This window comes from Streptomyces sp. NPDC056169, from assembly GCF_042268445.1.
GTDB lineage: Bacteria > Actinomycetota > Actinomycetes > Streptomycetales > Streptomycetaceae > Streptomyces.
This window is the reverse complement of the sequence record NZ_JBHJUO010000011.1, coordinates 91,048-111,465: the sequence shown is the minus strand read 5'-3', so window position 1 is coordinate 111,465 and position 20,418 is coordinate 91,048. Positions and strand designations below refer to the sequence as shown.

At 73.8% G+C, this 20,418-nt stretch carries 14 protein-coding genes; 11 read left to right on the top strand and 3 right to left on the bottom strand.

Translation table 11 applies throughout. The features are described 5' to 3' along the window. Positions 1-7: 7 nt before the first annotated feature. On the bottom strand, positions 8-2,209 hold the full coding sequence (locus ACFC0G_RS19320) for a TOMM precursor leader peptide-binding protein (RefSeq protein ID WP_376404714.1): 2,202 nt from the start codon (positions 2,207-2,209) through the stop codon (positions 8-10). A gap of 37 nt (positions 2,210-2,246) precedes the next feature. Beyond that, positions 2,247-2,564, bottom strand: coding sequence for a hypothetical protein (locus tag ACFC0G_RS19315; protein WP_376404712.1), 318 nt, complete (start codon positions 2,562-2,564; stop codon positions 2,247-2,249). 349 nt (positions 2,565-2,913) lie between these two features. Between ACFC0G_RS19315 and ACFC0G_RS19310 the strand changes: the two genes are divergently transcribed. After that, entirely contained in the window at positions 2,914-4,161 is a 1,248-nt protein-coding gene (locus ACFC0G_RS19310; RefSeq protein WP_376404710.1) for a histidine kinase, read from the top strand. A gap of 40 nt (positions 4,162-4,201) precedes the next feature. Here the strand turns inward: ACFC0G_RS19310 and ACFC0G_RS19305 are convergent, their stop codons facing one another. Continuing rightward, positions 4,202-4,591, bottom strand: a complete 390-nt coding sequence (locus tag ACFC0G_RS19305) for a DUF6059 family protein (protein WP_376404708.1) — start codon at positions 4,589-4,591, stop codon at positions 4,202-4,204. A 259-nt stretch (positions 4,592-4,850) separates the two neighbouring features. Between ACFC0G_RS19305 and ACFC0G_RS19300 the strand changes: the two genes are divergently transcribed. From ACFC0G_RS19300 to ACFC0G_RS19255, 10 genes are all read left to right on the top strand, one after another. Continuing rightward, on the top strand, positions 4,851-5,573 hold the full coding sequence (locus ACFC0G_RS19300) for an alpha/beta fold hydrolase (protein ID WP_376404706.1): 723 nt from the start codon (positions 4,851-4,853) through the stop codon (positions 5,571-5,573). Positions 5,574-5,673: 100 nt separating this feature from the next. Further along, entirely contained in the window at positions 5,674-7,449 is a 1,776-nt protein-coding gene (locus ACFC0G_RS19295) for an acyl-CoA dehydrogenase (protein ID WP_376404704.1), read from the top strand. Next, positions 7,446-8,375, top strand: a complete 930-nt coding sequence (locus tag ACFC0G_RS19290; RefSeq protein WP_376404702.1) for a 4'-phosphopantetheinyl transferase family protein — start codon at positions 7,446-7,448, stop codon at positions 8,373-8,375. The genes ACFC0G_RS19295 and ACFC0G_RS19290 overlap by 4 nt, the downstream gene beginning before the upstream one ends. Before the next feature lie 192 nt (positions 8,376-8,567). Continuing rightward, the gene (locus ACFC0G_RS19285; protein WP_024758534.1) at positions 8,568-8,828 is read left to right on the top strand and encodes an acyl carrier protein; all 261 of its coding nucleotides are present in this window, start codon (positions 8,568-8,570) and stop codon (positions 8,826-8,828) included. Continuing rightward, positions 8,825-9,877: a 3-oxoacyl-ACP synthase III family protein gene (locus tag ACFC0G_RS19280; RefSeq protein WP_376404699.1), complete on the top strand. Its 1,053-nt coding sequence runs from the start codon at positions 8,825-8,827 to the stop codon at positions 9,875-9,877. Before ACFC0G_RS19285 ends, ACFC0G_RS19280 begins: the two co-directional genes overlap by 4 nt. Next, positions 9,877-11,745 (top strand): HAD-IIIC family phosphatase, encoded by a 1,869-nt coding sequence (locus ACFC0G_RS19275; RefSeq protein WP_376404697.1) that lies wholly within the window; start codon positions 9,877-9,879, stop codon positions 11,743-11,745. The genes ACFC0G_RS19280 and ACFC0G_RS19275 overlap by 1 nt, the downstream gene beginning before the upstream one ends. Next, the gene (locus ACFC0G_RS19270; protein WP_376404695.1) at positions 11,735-12,031 is read left to right on the top strand and encodes an acyl carrier protein; all 297 of its coding nucleotides are present in this window, start codon (positions 11,735-11,737) and stop codon (positions 12,029-12,031) included. Before ACFC0G_RS19275 ends, ACFC0G_RS19270 begins: the two co-directional genes overlap by 11 nt. Beyond that, positions 12,028-12,783 (top strand): 2-oxo acid dehydrogenase subunit E2, encoded by a 756-nt coding sequence (locus ACFC0G_RS19265; protein ID WP_376404693.1) that lies wholly within the window; start codon positions 12,028-12,030, stop codon positions 12,781-12,783. The genes ACFC0G_RS19270 and ACFC0G_RS19265 overlap by 4 nt, the downstream gene beginning before the upstream one ends. Further along, positions 12,780-14,099, top strand: coding sequence for an FAD-dependent oxidoreductase (locus ACFC0G_RS19260; protein ID WP_376404691.1), 1,320 nt, complete (start codon positions 12,780-12,782; stop codon positions 14,097-14,099). The genes ACFC0G_RS19265 and ACFC0G_RS19260 overlap by 4 nt, the downstream gene beginning before the upstream one ends. Next, positions 14,092-20,406: an SDR family NAD(P)-dependent oxidoreductase gene (locus ACFC0G_RS19255; protein WP_376404689.1), complete on the top strand. Its 6,315-nt coding sequence runs from the start codon at positions 14,092-14,094 to the stop codon at positions 20,404-20,406. The genes ACFC0G_RS19260 and ACFC0G_RS19255 overlap by 8 nt, the downstream gene beginning before the upstream one ends. Positions 20,407-20,418 lie beyond the last annotated feature (12 nt).

Genomic DNA, 20,418 nt, shown 5'->3' with positions numbered 1-20,418 from the left:
GGGGAGGTCAGAGGAACAGCGGGACCGGGTTGAGTTCCTCGTACGCGGTCGGCGCGGCCAGCCTGCCGAGGCTCACCGGCACGTCGAAGAGACGCCCGGGGGCGAAGCGGTCCCAGAAGTGGCGCATGCCCGGCACGATCACCTTGACCACCGGCAGCCCGACGTCGGGGCGGGTCTGGTCGAGGACGAGGAGCTCCAGGCCGCGTTCGCGCACCGCCGCCCCGATCGCGGCGATGTCGTCGCGGAGGTCGGTGCGCGGCGTGTACGCGAAGTCCGCGGGGCCGCGCAGCGGGGCCTCCGGATCCGGCAGCAGGTAGGGGTGGGCCGCCGCGGTGGCCGTCCGCCACCAGCGCAGCAGCCGCTCGTCCCGGCAGCCGTATCCCGTGCCGTCGGCCCGGACCTCGGCGACGGCCGGCATCATCTGGTTGGCCTCGGCGAGCGCGCGGCACAGCGCGACCTTCGGGTCGAAGTGCGCGCCGAAGCCGAAGAGCATGTCCTCGGCGGGCTTGTCGGTGCGCCGGGTGACGGCGGCGAAGGTCGGGATCCCGAAGTCGGCGGTCACGTCGAGGACCCACACCTCGCGGCCGAGCGAGGCGTGCAGCTCCCGCATCCGGCCGATCCAGGGCTCGTCGAAGGCGTCGAGGTCGACGGCTGCGTGCCGGGTGCGGTTGTACCACCAGAGGGCGACCGCGTCCCGCTCGACCAGTTCCAGGAAACCCTGGACGATCGCGTCCTCCGGGCTGCTGCCGGCGGCGTTGCCGTTGGAGTCGGCCCGGACGTGGCCGAGGCCCGGGGTGCGCGGGGCGTCGAAGTAGAGCAGCGCGGTGGGCAGCAGCCGGTGCTCGCCGCGGGTCAGCGACCAGACCGGGGTCCAGTCGACGGGCGCGTCGTCGTCGAAGGGCTCCATGCCCTGGCGGGGGTCGTACAGCTGGCAGTCGGCGGGGTGGACGGCCCGGTCCGCGACCTCGCGCCAGCTCGCCCGTACGGTCGGCTCGTCGCCCTCGTGCATCCCGGAGTGCCGCTCCAGGGACTCGCACAGGGCGCCGACCCGGGCGTCGAGCTCGGTCATGCCCTTGCCGCCGCTCTCGCTGCGCAGCTCGGAGGCGGGGCCGGTCAGGCCGCGCGGTCCCCGGGCGTGGTTGTGGCCGGCGCGGAAGGAGTTGAGCCCGGCGGGGCCGCGGGTGTCGCGCTGCACGGCCTTGACGACGCCGGTGATGGGGCTGATGAGGTGCTCGTACCGCCGGAGGGTCTGTTCGGCGGTGGCGGAGCGGTGGCCCGAGCCGGTGAGGTCGGCCTTGGGGCGGGAGCGCACGGTGACGGGGGCGAGGACCTGCCGCGCGACCAGGCCGGGGTCGCCGCACCCGGCGCACTGCGCGCGGGCCCGCAGCGGGTGCACCCGGGTCGTGAGGCTGAAGGTGTCGAAGGTGAGGACGCCGTCCTGGCCGGGGTGGCGGTGCCCGCCCAGCCACTTGACGCACTCCGCGACGGCGAGCTGGTTGCCGAGGAGGAGGCTCGCGGGCGTCTCGGCCGGCGGATGCGCGACCGGGCGGCCCAGGGCGCGGCGCAGATGCGTCTCGGCGCCCCGGTGGCCCGAGAGCCGGTGGGACAGGCAGTGCCAGCAGGGGCCTTCGTCGGGCCGGAACAGCGGCCCGATCCAGGGGGTGGTGCCGTGCGGCTTCGCGAGCAGCCAGGGCGTGCCCGCGGCGCGCTGTTCCGCGTCGACCTCGGCGAGCTCGGGGTCGAGGTAGTTGTCGCAGACGACCAGGGTGAGCTCGGCGGGGGCGGCGGAGGGGTCGTCGCCGCTGTCCCGCACCAGCAGGCCCGACGCGGTGCAGGCCTGCTCGGCGGACCGGGCGTCGGCGCCGCCGACCGCCCGGACCCGTACGGTCGAGAGGGATAACGGGCCGGGAGCGCCCGCCAGTTCCCAGTACGCGGCGGCGGCCGCCGCCGTGGGGGTCGCCGGCGCCGGGTCGCGGTTCAGGAGATCGGCCTCGTTGAGACGGCCGATCGCCAGGGCGACGTCCCGGGGCGAGCAGTGGGGAGAGGCGTCGGCGACGAGGGACCGGAAGTCCCTGGTGCCGTCGAGGAGCGGTGCGACGACCGCGACCCGCGCGTCGTCGAAGGCGGTGATGCCCCGTTCGGAGATGACGTACGTCGCTTCGCCGGGCACGACCTCGGCCCGCAGATGTTCCTTGAACCCCATGCGCATGCGTGTGCCCCTCCCCCTACGTGTCGGACGTACGGATTCAGTGGCCGGCCGGGGACAGCGGCGCCAGGGCGGCGGCGGGCAGCGCGCGGATGCAGAGCGTCAGCAGGGTGGTGCCGTCGGGGTTTATCGCGGCGTACTCCTCCACGACGGCGCCGAGCCCGGTGGTGGCCGGGATGGCCGGGGCGCTGACGCCCTCGTCGAGGGCGATGCCGGACTCCTTCAGCACGGCGTCCGGGTCGCTGGCGTAGCGGGCGGCGAAGGCCGGGTCCACGAAGGTGTGGAGCATGAGCTCGGCGAAGGCCAGCTCCTGCTCGATCGAGCCGATCTCCAGGGCCGTGATGACAGACTTGTTCATGGCAACTCCCGTGATGTCAGCGGTTGGTGAGGCCGTGAGGCTCGATAGGAGTAGACGAAACTTCGCGACTTCTCCACAAGTGATCACTTCACCCTCACTGGCATGAGATTTTCACCACGGGGATAAAAGCCCCAGTCGGTCGATCAGTCCGCTATACGGGCAGGCGGGCGACCATAATCCGGCCACAGAGCGACATGGACCGGATCCGTGTGGTTATGATCCGGCCATGGGTGGCCCCGGGGGAGGGGCCGACAGGGGGCTGGATCCGATGACAGCACAAGGCACCTCTCGCCTCAGACTCACCTCGCTTCGGCCGGGTGTCACGGAACGGTCCGGCGGCAAAAGGGAGTTGTCGGCCATCAGTTCAGCCGCACCCGCGCCGGGCATCGCCAACGTCCTGGTCGCGGTGGTATTCCTCGGCTACTTGCTGATGCAGGCCGTCAACGTCCTCGAAGCCGAGCCGGGGAGGTCGGAGCTGACCGCGTGTCTCACCATTCCGCCGGTGCTCGCGGCCCTCCAGTACGTGCACTTCGCACCGCACCTCACGCGCCTCAGGCAGCGGCTGCACCCGTGGTCCCTGATCCTCCAGGCGCTGGTCACCTTCGTGCCGTTCGCCCTCTTCGGATGGCACTGGGGAGGCATGGCCGGCTTCCTTGCCGGATCGTTCCTCCTCCGGCTGTCGCCGGTCCTGGGCTGGGTGCTCTACGGGCTCACCGTGGCCGGCGTGATGGCGATCTCGGCGACCGAGCAGCTGCGCCCCGTCGACATCGCCTACATGGGCGTCTCGACCGCCCTCACCGGCCTGGTCCTGTACTCGATGGCCCGGCTCGCGATGCTGGCCACCGCCATCCACGACTCGCGCGGAGAGCTCGCCCGCATGGCCGTCGCCAGGGAGCGGCTCCGGTTCGCCCGGGACCTGCACGACCTGCTCGGCTACAGCCTCTCGTCCATCACGCTGAAGAACGAGCTGATCCAGCGGCTGATCATCAGCAACCCGCAGCGCGCCTGCGAGGAGGTCACCGAGGTCCTCGTCATCTCCCGGCAGGCCCTGGCCGACGTCCGCGAAGTGGCGCGCGGCTACCGGGACATGTCCCTCCTCGTCGAGGCCGAGTCCGCCGGCTCGGTGCTGAAGGCGGCCGGCATCAGGTCCGAGATCGAGGTGGACTGCACCGGGCTCTCGTCGATCGCGAACACGATCCTGGCGACCGTGCTGCGGGAGGGCGTCACCAACGTCCTGCGCCACAGCCAGCCCCGTACCTGCACCATCACGACCAGCGTGGATCCCGAGCGGAAGGGATTCATCCGGCTGGAGATCGTCAACGACGGGGTGGGGCAGCGGGGCCTCGTCGCCTCCGACAGCACCGGCACCGGACTGACCAACCTGGCGGCGCGGGCCGCCGCCGTGGGCGGCCGGCTGCGCAGCGGCGTGGACCCCGAGGGCGCCACCTTCCGGCTCCTCGTCGCCGTCCCGGCCGACGCGGCCGCCGTGAAGGACGGTTTAGCCCTCCTGACGGAGGATCCCGGAGCGGCGGAGTGCTGCCCCGAGCCGTCGGCGGCCGAGCGGCGCTCCGCCATGGAGGCCCGGCGCAGCGCCTGACCGGGGCGCGGGCGAGGCCGGGTCCGCCGGGGTGGTCGCGTCACACGCCCCGCAACTCCCGGGCCAGCCGGGCCTCGAGCTCGCTGAGCGGCACGTCGAAGCGGAGCCGCTCCGGGTGTCCGGGCGGCGGGCCGGGCGTCCGGGACGCGGGCACGGGCGAGGTCCAGCGGGCGGGCCTGCGGGCGGGCCAGGACGCCGGTCCGGGTGCGGGCAGGGGTGCGGGCCCGGGTCCGGGTGCGGGCGTGGTGGCGTCCGGGGGCGTGGTTCCCGCGGCCTCCGGGCCGGGTTCCTCGACCTCCCCGTACACGATCCGCCGCACCTGGTCCTCGGGGAGCGGCAGCCAGCACGATCCGAAGGCCACCAGGGCCCGGTAGCAGCCCAGGGCCACCCGTACGAGGTGTCCCAGGGCGCGGTTCGGTACTCCGTCCACCGCTCGTCCTCCGTTCGTGGGCGGCGGCCGGGGCCGGGGGGTCCCTCGGGCCGCCGCCGTCCCCGGAGCGTCGTCCCGGCCGCTCACGTCCCGCTCGAACGCCGGTGGAACGGCGGCGAATCGGCGCCGCTTCAGCGGGAGTGACCGAGGGCTCCGACGAGATTCGAGCGGGCGGTGTCAGCATGCCCCTCAGGGGTCGTCCTGCCGTGAGCCGCCGGACACCTTCAGGACAGGCCGTGGCCGCCGAGAGGAGTGAGGGATGGCTCTGCGCGACGCCCGTCGGGGGGCGGTGCCCGCGAGCGGTCGGGACCCGGTCTGGTGGAGCGGTGGACTCGATCCCGCACGCCCGCTCGTGGTCGTCGTCGGCGGGGCGCTGGGCGGCGGCCCGGAGTGCGCCCGGCTCCTCGGCCGGCTCGTGGCCCACGGCCACGCGGTGGTCGCCCTGCACCTGCCCCGGCCCGTGCCGTGCGCCGAGTGCACCGCGGCCTCCGTCTCCCGGCTGATCGACCGCCACGTCCGCACCACGGACACCCGGCGGACCCGCGTCATCGGCTTCGACCTCGGCGGACGCCCCGCGCTGGCCGCCGCCGCGACCGACCGCCGGATCGCCTCCGTCCATCTCGTCGGCGCCCCGGTCTCCCGGCTCTTCGAGGAGCCCGACCGGATGCTGGCCCTTCCGCCGGTGACGGTCGACGCGCTGGTGGACGCCACCGGGGCGGCGGGCGGCGAGCAACTCCCGTACCTCATGGGCGGACTGGCGCTCCTCCCGGAGCAGCTGTACGAGATCCGCGGGACGGTGTGGGTCGGCCACGCCCCCGACGACCCGCTCACCGCGCCGCAGGACCTGGCCCTGCTCAAACTGACCCTGGAGAGCTCCGTGTTCCATGCCTTCGGTCCGACCGGGGGGACGTCACCGCGCGGCGGGTCCGTGCATCGCTGGCTGGTCGACGGGGTACGCCGAGCGGGTTCGCCGGCGCGCTGACCTCGTCCGGGTCGACTCCCGGTCAAGGCTGTCTCCAGCGTCTGTCGACAGGGTGCGAGGGATTGTCCTTTGATGCCCCCTCTGACGCCCTGGGGTGACCATGTACGAACCCGATGAACTGATCGCCGCCGCGCTAGGCGCCGATCCGCAGTGGCAGCCCGACCGGCTGACGCGCACCCGCGCCCGGGTGGCCGAGATCGAAGACGGTCTCGGCGACCCGTGGAGCCCCGACAACCCCGTCGGCCTCGCCGCCGTCCTCGCCGCCGACGACGCGGGGGAGAGCTCCGTCATCGGCGTACGGCGGTTCCAGAGCCTCGGCATGCCGGCCGAGACGGTGCCGGTGGAACTCGGCGGCCGGATGGCCGGCGTCGACCTCCTCGGCCTGCTCATGCGGCCGTTCTTCCGCCGCGACCCGGCCCTCGCCTTCAGCCACGGCTTCACGCCGTTCCTGGGCGCGCAGATGGTGTGGCTGAACGGCGACGCGCGCCAGCGTTCCCGGATGGCCAACGTCATCCTGCGCGGCGGCACGGTGGGCGTGGCCTGCCAGCGCTTCGAGCACGAGAGCGAGTTCCACGCCCAGGAGTTCACCGCCGCCTGGGCCGAGGACGGCATGCTGCGGCTGAACGGCCGCAAGGGTGCCATCAACAACGCCCACAACGCCGAGCTGATCGTCGGCTTCGTCTCGACCGGGGACGGCGCCACCGACTACTCGATCCTGATGTTCGACCCGGCGTCCGTACCGCCCGCGCACGTCCGCGCGCTGCCCCGGCACCGTACGACCGGGGTCCGCGGACTCCAGGCCGCCGGTCTCGAGTTCGTGAACTGCCCGCTGCCCGGCGAGTCCCTCGTCGGCACCTGGGGCGACGGGGTGGCGCTCAGCCTGCGCGCCTACCCGGCCGTGCACGCGGCCTTCCCCTCCATGGCCATCGGCCTCGCCGACACCGCGCTGAGGGCCGCCGTGCGCGCCGCCCAGGAGCGCGACCTCGGCACCCAGGGCGTGGTGGGCGACGCCTCGGCGCGCTCCGCGCTCGCCGGTACGTTCGCGGACCTGCTGATCGCGGACTGCCTGTCCCTGACGGCGGGCCGCTCCACCCATCTGCTGCCCGAGCAGTGCGACGTGCTGGCCGCGGTCACCAAGTACATCGTCCCGAAGATCGTCGGCGAGGCGCTCTACGACCTGTCGGCGGTGATGGGCGACGCCTTCCACGCGGAGAGCGGGCACGACGCCGTCTTCCGCAAGCAGCTGCGCGACCTGTCCACCATCACCTTCGGGCACGTCAGCAGCGCCATCTGCCAGTCCGTGATCGCCCCCTACCTGCCGGCGCTCGCGGTCGTCGACCCGGAGGCCGCCGCGACCCCCGCCGAGCTGTTCCGCCTGGAGGCGCCGCTGCCACCGCTCGACGGCGAGCGGCTCTCCGGCTTCGGCGGCGGCGACGGGCTCCTCGACTACCTCGGGCACGCCGCCCGCCGGTTGCCCGACGCGCTCACCGGCCACCCGCACGGCGAGCTGCTCACCGGTCTCGTGGCCGGCCTGTGCGCGGAGGCCGCCGAGATCCGGCGCGAGGCCGCCGGGCTCGCCGGCGACGAGGACGGGCTGCTCTTCGACACGCGGACCTTCCCCCTCAGCGAGCGGTACGCGCTGCTGCTCGCCGCCTCCGCCTGTGTCGGGGTCTGGCTCAACGCCGGCGTCGGCCCCGACGAGTTCCTCGACGAACCCACCTGGCTCGTCCTCGCCCTGCACCGGCTGCTGCGCCGGGTCGGGCGGTCCGTACCGCCGCTGCCCCGCGAGATCGAGACCCGCCTCTGCGAGGAGGTCCTGGCGCGGGTGCGCGTACCGCAGAGCCTCGACCTGTTCCGTACCGGACTCGCGGGATGAGCACACGGGGGACGAGCACGGCCGTCGTCGACCGCGACTTCCCGCCCGCGCCGAGCCGCGTCGGCGGTCCGGCCGGGCCCTGGGGGAACCTGCTGCGCGACCTGGAGGGCACCGGCTTCGGCATGGTGCACGCCTCGCTCGGCGAGTGGCGCACCCAGCTGCCGCCGGAGGAGGAGCGCAGGGAGCTCCTCGGCCGGGACTGGGAGCGGTACAGCAAGCTCGCCGGCACCCACCTGAGGGAACGATTCTTCGCCACCCGCATGCTCATCCGGCACACCGCAGCCGTCGCCCTGGGCACGGAACCGTACTCCCTGGAGCTGCGGTACGGGCTCAACGGCCGGGTCCACCTCCGCGGCTACGACCAGATCGACGTGAGCCTCAGCCACACCGCCGACCTGCTCCTCTGCGGCATCACCTCCCTCGGCGTCGTCGGCATCGACACCGAACCGGCCACCCGCCGGCTCAGCGGCCAGGACGTCGAACGGCTGATGTGCACCGAACCGGAACGCCGGAGGATCGCCCGCGCCCCCGAGGCGGAGCGCAACGGGCAGCTCCTCGGCCTCTGGACGCTGAAGGAGGCCTACAGCAAGGCGCTCGGGCAGGGACTGCGCTTCCCCTTCACCGAGTTCGGCTTCCGCATGGAAGGCGGGGAGGGGCCCGGCGCAGGGTCCGGCCAGTGGGCCGGTCACGGGGCCGGTCAGGGGGCCGGCGAAGGGGCCGTGGCGGGGCGTGCGCGGCTCGAACGCGCCGACGGCACCCTCGTCGAGGACCACACCTGGCGGTTCGCCACCTGCCCCGTTCCCGGAGGTCACGTCGCCGCCGTCGCCCTCCAGGACACCCGCCGCTCCGGCCGGCCCGACACCCGGGCCAGTACCGCGCTCAACCGCCAGATCCTGGCCGCCATCAAGCGGTCCAGGCCCGCCTGACCTGGATCTACCTGCACTCAAGGGGCCATCGAGTCACCCCCGCCAAGGTGGTGGAGCCGGTGGGGCCTCCTCGGGATCCGAGGGGGTTTCACACCGCAGGCGCCCGGGTCGGGGCAGCCGGCCACAAGCCCGCTGCCCCGCCCCCGACGCGCCGGAGCGGATGAATCTGCCGTGGTGAAGGGGTAATTGACGATGGCACAACTCACCCTGCGGGAGCTGGGCGAGATCCTTCTCGAGTTCCAGGACCGGGAGTCGCCGGGAGTCCTCGACACCGGCAGCCTCGACGTCGTCTTCCAGGATCTGGGGTACGACTCGCTGGCGCTGCTCCAGACCACCGGCCGTATCCAACGCGAGTACGGCGTCGAACTGGACCGGGACGGGGTGGCCTCGGCGGAGACGCCGCGCGCGCTGCTCGACCTGGTCAACACCACATTGACTGGAGCGACGGCATGAGGCTCACCGGATTCAGCGAAGTGCTGCCGGGCGATCCCGTCACCAATCGGGACATGGCCGAGCGGTTCGGCCTGCACGAGAAGTGGCTGGACATGATGACGGGGAACCGGACCCGCTACTTCTGCGCGGCCGACTCCCCACCCTCCGTACCCAAGAGCACCGGCGACCTCGCCGTCGCCGCGGCCACCGCGGCCCTCGCGGACGCCGACGTGGACGTCGCGTCCCTCGACTTCCTCGTCCTGACGACCGCGTCCCCCGACCACCTGATGCCGGCCACCGTCAACCTGGTCGCCGACCGCATCGGGCTCAACGACGTCCCCACCTTCCAGCTCATGTCGGGCTGCGCCGGAGCCCTCACCGGCCTCTACACGGCCCGGGCGCTCCTCGCCTCCGGACTCCGCCGCGGCCTCGTCATCGGCGCCGACACCTGCCTCAACTTCTTCCCCTCCAGCGGGCAGATCGAGGCCATGTCGCCGGCCGAGCTCATCAACTTCGCGCTCTTCGGCGACGGCGCCGGCGCGGCCGTCGTCGACGCCGACCCGGACGGCCCCGGCCTCCTCGTCGAGCACCTCTTCCTGCGGACCACCGGCATGGGGCGCAAGCCCGCGCAGATCGCCCGCTGGTTCGGCGTCGAGGGCGCCCCGCTCCTCGACGGGCCCGAAGGACCGCACCGCGAGTCCTGGGGCGAGGAGGACTACAAGGCGATCGAGCACCACGTGCCCGAGCACGCCGAGTCCATCTTCAAGGAGCTCACCGCCGAGACCGGCTGGCAGCTCGACGAGGTCGAGCACGTCCTCCTCCCGCAGCTCAACGGCGTGATGACGGACTCCATCCGCAAGCGCCTCGGCGTCCGCCCCGAGCAGGCCGTCAACTGCGTCGCCGACACCGGCAACAACGGCAACGCCGTCCCCTTCATCCAGCTCAACCGGGCGATGCGGCGCATCCGCTCCGGCCTCGGCGTCGAAGGACGGCTCCTCGTCGCCAACGTCGAGTCCTCGAAGTGGATCACCTCGGGCCTCGCCCTGCGCCACCAGAACGGAGCCCGGTGATGTCCGGCGACGCCCTCACCGCACTCCGCGCCCTCAAGCGCGCCGGCATCGCGGACTCCGCCGACCGGGTCCCCGGGCTCCTCCGCTCCCTCGACGACGCCCTCGACCGCGAGGCCGCCGGACTGCTCCTCGGCGGCAAGGCCGTCCGGGCCGCGCTCGCCTCCACCGGCCGGTACACGCCCGTGGCCCTCGGGCTGCTGGCGAGCGCCACCGTGGACGCGCTGCCCCACCTGCTGACCGCCGCGCTCCTCGCCGAGGGCGTCCAGCCCGAGACCGCCACCACCGGCTTCAACCAGTGGCGGTTCGAGATCCTCTCCGGCGCCCCCAACCTCAAGGAGCCCGCCCCCGCCGTCACCGCCTGCCTCCTCGACGACACCGCCGTCTTCGAGAAGGTCGCCGACCCGCTGGACGCCGCCGAGGTGGAGGCCCGGTGCGCCGCGCTCCCCGCCGAGCTCGACGCCTGGCTGACGGCCTTCGAGGGCGCGCCCGGCGGCGTCGCCGTACTCAACACGCTGCCGCTGTCGGCGCTGCGCCGCGACCGGTACGTCGACTACGCCACCAAGGCCCGCGTCGAAGCGGCCTGGCACCGGATGAACGCCGGCATCCTCGACCTCGCCGGCCGGGCCAACGTCGTGGTGCTCGCCACGGACGGCATCGCGGAGCGCGCGGGCTCGCTCGCCGCCACCGACCGGATGCGGCACATCGCGGGCCACGCCTGGAGCGAGGAGTTCCTCGACGCGTACGCCCACGAGGTCGCCCGGGTCGTCCTGGCCCGCCTCGGCCGCGCCAGGAAGTGCCTCGTCCTCGACCTCGACCACACCCTGTGGGGCGGCGTCGTCGGCGACGACGGGATCCCCGCCCTGAAGATCGGCGGCTCCTTCCCGGGCTCCGCCCACGCCGAACTCCAGTCCCTCGCCAAGGACCTGTCCCGACAGGGCGTCCTGCTCACGGTCTGCTCGAAGAACGACGACGCCGTCGCGCGGGAGGCCGTGGCCACCCACCCCGACATGGTCCTCGGCCCGGACGACTTCTCGGCCTTCCGCGCCAACTGGGACCCGAAGCCCGGCAACATCGCGTCGCTCGCCGCCGAACTCAACATCGGCAGCGACGCGATGGTGTTCGTCGACGACAACCCGGCCGAACGCGGCCTCATGGAGGCCCAGCGCCCCGAGGTCGCGGTCGTCGCCCTGCCGGACGACCCGGCGGGGTACGCCTCCGCCGTCGCCCGCGCCGGCCTGTTCAACCAGTTCGCCCTCACCGAAGAGGACCGCGTCCGCGGCTCCCTCTACCGGGCCCGCGCCCAGCGCGACGAGCTGCGGCAGACCGCCGTCAGCGTCGAGGACTACCTCCGCGAACTGGCCACCGAGATCACCGTCGAGGAGTACGGGACGCTCAACGGCGGCCGCATCACCCAGCTCTTCGGCAAGACCAACCAGTTCAACCTGACCGGCATCCGCTACGGCGCCGACGACGTCGCCCGGCGCGTCGAGACCGGCCGGGCCGCCTTCTTCGGCGTCCGCGCCACCGACGCCTTCGGCGACAACGGACTCGTCGGCGCCCTGGCCCTCGTACCGGAGACCGACGGCGACTGGACGATCGAGAACTTCGTCCTGTCCTGCCGGGTCTTCTCCCGCTCCATCGAGCAGACCGTCGTCGGCCTGGTGCTCCGCGCCGCACGCGACGCCGGGGCCCCCGGCGTCCGCGGCCGGCACGTGCCCACGGCCAAGAACGGCCGCTTCGCGGACTTCTACCCCGCCCTCGGATTCACCGGGCAGGACGGCGACTTCCGCCACGACCTCACTCAACTCGCCGAACTGCCCGACTGGGTGGCGGTCGGCACCGGCGAAGGGAAGTTCCATGCCCCCTGAGGCGAACACCGACGACACGACCTCCGACCAGCTGGACGCCGCCGTGGCGACCGTCGTCGAGGCCGTCGCGCAGCTGCTCGACGTCGACGAGGACACCCTCGCCCTCGATGCCCCGCTCCAGTCCGTCGAGGGCTGGGACTCGGTCAACGAACTGCGGATCCTCGTCTACCTGGAGCGCGAACTCGGCGCCCCGCTCGACTACGACCGGTTCACCGCCGCCGAGACCCTCGCCGACCTGGCGTCCCTCGTCGCCGACACCCGGGCCGCCGCCGGAGCCCGGGCATGAGCGCCGTCACCTCGCCGCTCCCCGCCGCCCGCAAGCAGACGTACGTCTTCCTCGAAGACGCCCGGCGCACCTCGCACGTCTATCTGATGACCGAGGTCGACGCCACCGCGCTGCGCGCCGCCCGGACCCGCGCCGCCACCCCGGTCAGCTACGTCAGCTACGTCGTCAAGGCCACCGCCGACGTCCTCGCCGACTACCCGGACGCCCGCGCCGTCCTCCTCGGCGGCCGCTCGCCGAAGCTGACCACCTCGCCCGAGGTCCACGCCAAGGTCCTCTTCGACAAGACCGTCGACGGCCAGCGGTGCGTCGTCTCCGGCATCGTGCGGGACGTCCAGGCCCTCGACGTGACCGCCGTCCAGTCCGGCATCGACCACTACAAGACGGCCGACGTCGACGACCAGGGCCCCTTCGCGAACATCAAGCGGCTCCAGCGCCTGCCCCTGCCGGCCTTCCGCGCCGTCTACCGGACGATGATGCGCAACCCGGTCCGCCGGGCCGCCCTCCAGGGCACCTTCGCCGTGACCTCCATCGGCCACGAGCAGGTCGGCGCGATCCTGCCGCTCATCACCGGAACGCTCGGCCTGGGCGTCGGCCACATCGCCGACGCCCCCGTGGTGCGCGACGGCGCCGTCGCCGTCGCCCCCGTCTTCACCCTCTCGCTCGTCTTCGACCACCGCGTGCTCGACGGCGCGATGGCCGCCGAAATCCTCGCGGGCATCAAGAACCGCCTGGACAACTGGGAGTTGGCATGACCGAATCCGACCGCCGGGACAGCTCCGCCGGAATACCGGACGAGACCGACGTACTGATCGTCGGAGGAGGCCCGGCCGGCTCCCTGCTCGCCTGCCTGCTGGCCCGCCGAGGCATCCGTACCGTCCTCGTGGAGAAGCAGACCAGCCTGGAGCGCAGCTTCCGCGGCGAGACGATCGCCGCGCCGTCGGTGGCCTCGCTCAACCAGCTGGGCTTCGGCCCGGCCCTGCGCGAGCACGGCTTCCTGGAGACCACCGCCGTCACCACGATCGCCGAGCAGCGCCCCGTGCTGCGCGTCGACTACTCCAAGTTCGACGGCCTGCCGCTGCCCATCGACATCCCGCAGCCCGCGCTGATCCGCATCTTCAACCGGCACACCGCCGAACTGCCCGGCCACACCTACCTCTCCGGCTGGTCCTTCGCCACCCTCATCGAGGAGGCCGGCACCGTCCGCGGCGCCGTCCTGACCCGGCGCGGCGAGAAGGTCTCCGTCCGCTCCCGCATCGTGATCGGCGCCGACGGCCGCTTCTCCAAGGTCCGCAAGGCGTCCGGTCTCGTCGCCGACGTCCAGCCGATGGCCCGCGACTTCCTCTCCTTCCTCGTGCCCCGCCCGCCCGAGTGGGGCAGCGAGGCCCAGCTCGTCATCGAGGGCGACCGCCACCTGGTGGTCCTGCCGACCTTCCCCGACTCCCTGCGCATCGGGCACAACCTGCCCAAGCGCGGTCTCGGCGACCTGCGGGCCGCCGGCTTCGAGTCCTTCAAGCGCGGCATCATGGCGATCTCCCCGCAGCTCGCCCCGCTCGTCGACGAGCACCTGCACACCTGGGACGACACCGGCTTCCTGGAGATCTTCACCGCCGAGCTGGAGGAGTGGGCCCGCGACGGCCTGCTGCTCATCGGCGACGCCTCGCACACCGCGACCCCCATCCTCGGCCAGGGCGTCAACCTCGCGATGCAGGACGCCATCACCATCGTCCCGGTGATCGCCGCGTCGCTCGCCAAGGGCGGTCAGGACCGGGTCGTCACCAAGGCCGAGCTCGCCGACTTCGTCGCCAAGCGCCGCGCCCACAAGATCCACGTCACCGGCTTCCAGCGGATGCAGGAGCGCCTCCTCGCCATCGGCGACCCGCGCGGCATCCGGCTCCGCCGCCTCCGCTTCCGGCTGCTCAACTCGCTCCCCGGCAAGTACCGGATCTTCAACAAGGTCATCAACGCCCGGCACGACATCGACCCCGTCGACCTCGCCGCCGCCCGGAACGCCCCGGCGCCCGCCGCCGCGTCCGCGAGCCCGATCCTCCAGGAGGCGAGCCGTGACTGACGTGACCGACCTGCCACAGAACAGCGCCGGGAACGGCGACGGGAACGTCGACCCCGCGCGGGACATCGCGATCGTCGGCATGGCCGGCCGGTTCCCCGGCGCCCCCGACGTCGACCGCTACTGGCAGCTCCTGCTGGCGGGGGAGGAGGCGGTACGCCCCGTACCGCCCGAGCGCTGGGACACCTCCGCCCAGCTCGACCCCGTCAAGAAGATCCCCGGCATCGCCGGACTCGTCGACGACGTCGACCAGTTCGACCCCGGGTTCTTCGGCATCTCCCCGCGCGAGGCCGAGGAGCTCGACCCGCAGCAGCGCCTCATGCTGGAGGTCGGCTGGCAGACCCTGGAGGACGCGGGCATCCCCGCCTCCCGGGTCCGCGGCACCCGCACCGGCGTCTACGTCGGCGCCCTCTGGCACGACTACGAGCTGGCCCGCAAGGAGCGCGGGGTCCGGACGACCCAGCACAGCGCCGTCGGCAACGGCCTCGACATCGTCGCCGCCCGCCTCTCGTACTTCCTCGGCCTGAGCGGCCCCAGCCTCGTCGTCCAGACGGGCTGCTCCTCCGGCCTCGTCGCCCTGGACCTCGCCGTCGCCGCCCTGCGCTCCGGCGACCTCGAAGGCGCCCTCGTCGGCGGCGTCAACCTGATCCTGATGCCCGACAACTCCATCGGCCTCACCCACTTCGGCGGCCTCTCGCCGGACGGCCACTGCCGGGCGTTCTCCGCCCAGGCCAACGGCTTCGTCCGCGGCGAGGGCGCCATCAGCCTCTACCTCAAGCGGCTCGACACCGCCCTCGCGGACGGCGACCGGATCCACGGCGTCATCGTGAACAGCGCCGTCAACAACGACGGCGGCGGCCACAGCCTCGTCTCCCCGAACGTCGAGGCCCAGACCGAACTGCTCCGCCGGGTCTACGCCGACGCGGGCGTCCACCCCGACCGCCTCCGCTACGTCGAGGCGCACGGCACCGGCACCCTGCGCGGCGACCCGATCGAGGCCGAGGCCCTCGGCACCGCGCTCGGCACCGCCCGCGGCGCCGAGGCAGGCCCCCTCCTCATCGGCTCCGCCAAGTCGAACATCGGCCACCTGGAAGCGGCGGCCGGGCTCGCCGGCATCGTCAAGACCGTCCTCGCCCTCAAGCACCGGACGATCCCGCGCACCCTCCACGCCGAGGAGCTCAACCCGAACATCCCCTTCGGCGAGCTGAACCTCGCGGTCGCCAACGAGGCCGCCGAACTCCCCGCCGACGGCACCTGGTTCGCGGGCGTCAACTCCTTCGGCTGGGGCGGCACCAATGCCCACGTCGTCCTCCGCACGCCCCCGGAGCCCGCCGCCCACGAGCCGGAGCCCGCCGACCCCGGCCCGCTGCTCCTGCCGCTCACCGGACACAGCGACGCGGCCCTGCGGCAGCGGGCCGCCGACCTCCTCGACGCCCTGCCCGAGGACCCGGCCGCGCCCGGCGCGGCCGCCGAGGTCGTCCGCCTCGCCGCGACCCTCGGCCGGGAGCGCGACCACTTCGCCGCCCGCACGGCCGTCGTCGCCGAGGACGCGAGCGAACTCCTCGACCGGCTCCGGGCGTTCACCGAGCAGCCGGAGGCCGAGCTGCCCGGTACCTTCACCGGGCGCGCCAAGGAGCGCGGCAAGGTCGCCTTCGTCCTGCCCGGCCAGGGCTCCCAGTGGGCCGGCATGGGCCAGGACCTGTACCGGCGGTCGCCGGTCTTCGCCGAGACCGTACGGCGCTGCGCCGAGGCCCTGCGCCCGTACATCGCCTGGGACCTGGAGGCCGTCCTCTCCGGCGCCGCCGGCGACGAGTGGCTCCAGCACAACGACCAGGTGCAGCCCACCCTCTGGGCCATGTCCATCGGCATCGCCGCGCTGTGGCGGGCCGCCGGCGTCGAGCCCGACGTCGTCGTCGGACACAGCCAGGGCGAGGTGACCGCCGCCACCATCGCGGGCCACCTCTCGTACGAGGACGGGGCGCGCATCATCGCCCTGCGCAGCGCGCTCGCCAAGCGCACCGCGGGCCGCGGCCGGATGCTCGCCGTCGACCTCGACGTCGAGGGCGCCCTCAAGGCGCTCGACGGCTTCGAGGACACCGTCTCGCTCGCCGTCAACAACGGACCCTCGTCCTGCGTGCTGTCCGGCGACACCGACTCCGTCCTCATGCTCCGCGAACTCCTGGAGGCCGACGGCACCTTCTGCCGCCTGGTCAACGTGGACTACGCCTCGCACTGCCACCACATGGATGAGCTCACCGACGAGCTGATCGAGGCACTCGCGCCGATCCGCCCCCGGCGCGGCGCCGTCCCCCTGATGTCGACCGTCGTCGGCCGCGAGCTCGACGGCGACTCCCTCGACCCCGCCTACTGGGCGTCGAACCTGCGGCAGCCCGTGCTCTTCGCGGACGCCATGGGCAAGCTCCTCGACGCCGGCGTCACCCACGTCGTCGAGATCAGCCCCCACCCGGTGCTCTCCCCGGCCGTGGAGCAGCTGGCCGCCACCCGGCAGGAGCCGGTGGCCGTCCTCGGCAGCCTGCGCCGCCAGGAGGGCTCCCTCGGCGACTTCACGCAGGCGCTCGCCCGCGCGTACGTCCAGGGCCTCGCGCCCTTCGGCGGGCTGCCCGCCCGGGCGGGCGCCCCCGTGCCCGCCTACCCCTGGCAGCGCTCCCGCTTCTGGCTGCCGGACGCCGTGCGCCGTACCGCGGGACCCGGCGGCCTCGCCTTCGAGTTCTCACCGGCCACCACCGAGCAGGACGTCCACGAGGGCCGCACCGAGCTGTCCCTGAACGACCTGCCGTGGCTGCGCGACCACCAGGTGTACGACGCCGTCGTGCTGCCCGGCGCCGCCATGCTGGCGCTCGCCGTCGCCGCCGCCCGGGCCCGTACCGGCGAGAACCCCGGCGCCCTGCACTCCGTCCGGTTCCGCAGCGACCTCACCCTCACCGACGAGCCGGTCCGCATCGGCGCCGTCTGGCGCGAGGACGGGGCCGCGTCGGCGGGCTTCACCCTCAGCTCGCTCGCCTCCGGGTCCGACGGCTGGACCCGGCACGCCACCGCCCGCGTCGGCGGCGACACCGCCCCCGACCTGCCCGCCTTCCCCGTCACCCCGGCGGACGCCCGGGACGTCGCACCGGACGCCTTCTACGCGTCCTGCGGCGAGCGGGGCCTCAACTACGGTCCCGCGTTCCAGGGCCTGCGCACGCTGAGCGTCGCCGAACGCGAGGCGCTCGCCGAGGTACGGCTGCCGGACCGCTGCCTCGCCGGGGTCCGCCCGGGCGAGCTGCACCCCGCCCTGTGGGACGCGGCGCTCCAGGTCACCCTGGCCCTGCTGCCCGGCGACGCCACCGTCGTCCCCACCGCCGTCCGGCGCGTCGACTACGCCCTGCCGCGCGAGGCCCACGTCTCCGCGCTCCTGGCGCACGCCGTCCGCAACGACGACGACACCTTCGACCTGGTCTGCTACGACGAGGACGCCCGGCCGCTGCTGCGGATGGCCGGCCTCGCCTTCCAGACCATCGACACGGCCACCGCCGAGGGCGTCGACCCGGCGCGCCTGCACCGCTTCGCGTTCCGGCCCGCCGAGGAGGCCCCCGAAGCCCCCGGCGCCGCCGACCGCGTCCCCGGCCACTGGGTCGTCTGCGACGCCTCGGGGCAGGGAGCCCGGCTCGCCGCCGCGCTCACCGCCGCGGGCGCCAGCATCGACGTCCTGAAGGCCGACGGAGCCGAAGCCGACACCCTCGCCGCCGCGCTCCGCGAGAGCGACCGCGCCACCGGCCTCGTCTTCCTCGCGCCCGGCGCCGACCGGGGCCTCGACGCCCAGCGCGCCGGCCTGCTCACCCTCGCCGCCACGGTCAAGGCCGTCACGGCACTGCCCGTGCCGCCCCGGACGTTCGTCGTCACCGACGGCGCCCAGTCCGTACCGGAGGACACGGCACCCGACCCGGGCGCCGCCCTCTACTGGGGCTTCGGCCGCGTCCTGCGCCGCGAGCACCCCGAGCTCGCCGCCACCCTCCTCGACGTCCGCACCACCGCCGACGACTGGGCCGAGACCGCCGCACGGCAGCTGCTCGTCGCCGACGCGGAGGACCAGGTCGTCCTGCGCGGCACCGACCGCCACGTCGGCCGGGTCGTGCGCGGCGAGGAGACCGGAGACACCGAGGGCACCGTCACCGCGCCCTGGGCCGGTCCCGCCCAGCCGTTCCGGCTGAGCCCCGACGGCACCGGACTCTGGGAGGGCCTCGCCTTCCGCCCGCACGCCAGGACGGCGCCCGCCGCCGGACAGGTCGAGGTCGAGGTCACCGCCGCCGCCCTCAACTTCATCGACGTGATGAAGGCGATGGGCACCTACCCCGACACCTCCGCCGGAGCGGGCCTCATCGGCGGCGAGTGCGCCGGCACGGTCGCCGCCGTCGGCCCCGGCGTCACCGGCCTCGCCGTCGGCGACCGGGTCGTCGCCTGCGGCTTCGGCGCCGTCGCCTCCCACCTGACCGTGCCCGCCGGGCACGTCAGGCCCGTCCCCGAGACCCTGACCGACGCCGAGGCGGCGGGACTGCCCCTCGTCACCGCCACCGCCTGGTACGCGCTCGCCGAGCAGGCCCGGCTGGAGTCCGGCGAGACCGTACTGATCCACTCGGCGGCCGGCGGCCTCGGGCTCGCCGCGGTCGGCGTCGCGAAGGCGCTCGGCGCCACCGTCATCGCCACCGCCGGCACCGAGTCCAAGCGGGCCGGACTGCGCGCCCTCGGCATCGACCACGTCTTCGACTCCCGGGACCTGTCCTGGGCCGAGGACGTCGCCTGGGTCACCGGCGGCCGGGGCGTGGACGTCGTCCTCAACTCCCTCTCCGGCGCCGCCATCGACCTCGGTCTCGCCGCGCTCGCCGAGGACGGCCGGTTCGTCGAGGTCGGCAAGCGGGACATCTACGCCTCCCGCACCATCGGCCTCCGCGACTTCGCCAAGGGCATCAGCTTCGCCGCCGTCGACGTCGCGGGGCTCATCACCCGCCGCCCGGAGCGCTTCGCGAAGCTCCTGGACGCCGTGTGGCAGAAGGTCACCGACGGCACCCTGCCGCCGCTGCCCGTCACCCCGTACGCCTTCGACCGGGCCGCCGAGGTGCTCCGCACCATGGCGCGCGGCGAGCACACCGGCAAACTGGTCCTCACCGAGCCCGGCGGGGTCACCGCCGTCGTACCGGAACCGCTCCCCGAGGGGCGGCTGCGCCCCGACGCGAGCTACCTCCTCAGCGGCGGTCTCGGCGCGCTCGGCCTCTCCCTGGCCGAACACCTCGTGGACCACGGCGCCCGCAGCCTCGTGCTCCTCGGGCGCTCCGCACCCGGCGACACGGCCCTGGCCCGGATCGGGGCGCTGCGGGAGCGCGGCGCCACCGTCACCACCTTCCCGGTGGACGTCGCCGACCGGGACGGCCTCGCCGCCGTCCTCACCCGCGTACGGGCCGAACTGCCCCCGCTGCGAGGCGTGTTCCACGCCGCCGGTGTCCTCGACGACGCGGTCCTCGCCAACCTCACGGGCGCCCGGCTCGACAAGGTCCTCGCCCCCAAGGTGGACGGCGCCCGGCACCTGGACGCCCTCACCGAGGACGATCCGCTCGACCTGTTCGTCCTCTTCTCCTCGGTCGCCGGCCTCGTCGGCAACCCCGGACAGGCGGGCTACGCGGCCGGCAACGTCTACATGGACGCCCTCGCCCAGGCCCGACGGCACCGCGGCAGGCCCGCGCTCGCCGTCCAATGGGGCCCGTTCGCCGACATCGGCCTCGCCGCCGACGAGGCGATCCGCGGCGAACGCCTCGCCGACCACGGCATGACCGGCTTCACGGCCGCCGAGGGCTGGCAGGCGCTGTTCCACCTCCTGGACGCCCCGGGGCAGGTCGTGTCGTACGTCCCGCTGGACGCCCGGCACTGGTTCGACGCGTACCCGGAGACGGCCGCACAGCCCAGCTGGCGTGTCATCGCCGAGCTCGCCAAGGACGGCGCCAGCGGTGCGGGCGGCGGCGCCGAGGAGTTCCTCGGCCGGCTGCGCGGCTCCTCCGACACGGAGCGGCCCGTCCTCGTCGAGGGCAAGATCCGTGAACTCGCGGGCCGTGTACTGCGGCTCGAGGCGGGCTCCATCGACCGTGAAGCTCCTTTCAAGTCACTTGGGTTGGACTCACTGATGAGCCTGGAGCTGCGCAACCGCCTCGAAATGGCCTTCGGGATGAAGCTGTCGCCCACGCTGCTGTGGACCTACGGCACCACGGCGGCCCTCGCGGGAATGCTGACCGGACGCCTCGGCGGAACGGACGACGCCCACCCGTAGGACGAGTGGAGC

Bases quoted from the DNA above. Each gene is read 5' to 3' on its own strand.
- ACFC0G_RS19320 (WP_376404714.1), bottom strand. From the start codon at position 2,209: ATGCGCATGGGGTTCAAGGAACATCTGCGGGCCGAGGTCGTGCCCGGC.
- ACFC0G_RS19315 (WP_376404712.1), bottom strand. From the start codon at position 2,564: ATGAACAAGTCTGTCATCACGGCCCTGGAGATCGGCTCGATCGAGCAG.
- ACFC0G_RS19300 (WP_376404706.1), top strand. From the start codon at position 4,851: ATGGCTCTGCGCGACGCCCGTCGGGGGGCGGTGCCCGCGAGCGGTCGG.
- ACFC0G_RS19295 (WP_376404704.1), top strand. From the start codon at position 5,674: ATGTACGAACCCGATGAACTGATCGCCGCCGCGCTAGGCGCCGATCCG.
- ACFC0G_RS19290 (WP_376404702.1), top strand. From the start codon at position 7,446: ATGAGCACACGGGGGACGAGCACGGCCGTCGTCGACCGCGACTTCCCG.
- ACFC0G_RS19285 (WP_024758534.1), top strand. From the start codon at position 8,568: ATGGCACAACTCACCCTGCGGGAGCTGGGCGAGATCCTTCTCGAGTTC.
- ACFC0G_RS19280 (WP_376404699.1), top strand. From the start codon at position 8,825: ATGAGGCTCACCGGATTCAGCGAAGTGCTGCCGGGCGATCCCGTCACC.
- ACFC0G_RS19275 (WP_376404697.1), top strand. From the start codon at position 9,877: ATGTCCGGCGACGCCCTCACCGCACTCCGCGCCCTCAAGCGCGCCGGC.
- ACFC0G_RS19270 (WP_376404695.1), top strand. From the start codon at position 11,735: ATGCCCCCTGAGGCGAACACCGACGACACGACCTCCGACCAGCTGGAC.
- ACFC0G_RS19265 (WP_376404693.1), top strand. From the start codon at position 12,028: ATGAGCGCCGTCACCTCGCCGCTCCCCGCCGCCCGCAAGCAGACGTAC.
- ACFC0G_RS19260 (WP_376404691.1), top strand. From the start codon at position 12,780: ATGACCGAATCCGACCGCCGGGACAGCTCCGCCGGAATACCGGACGAG.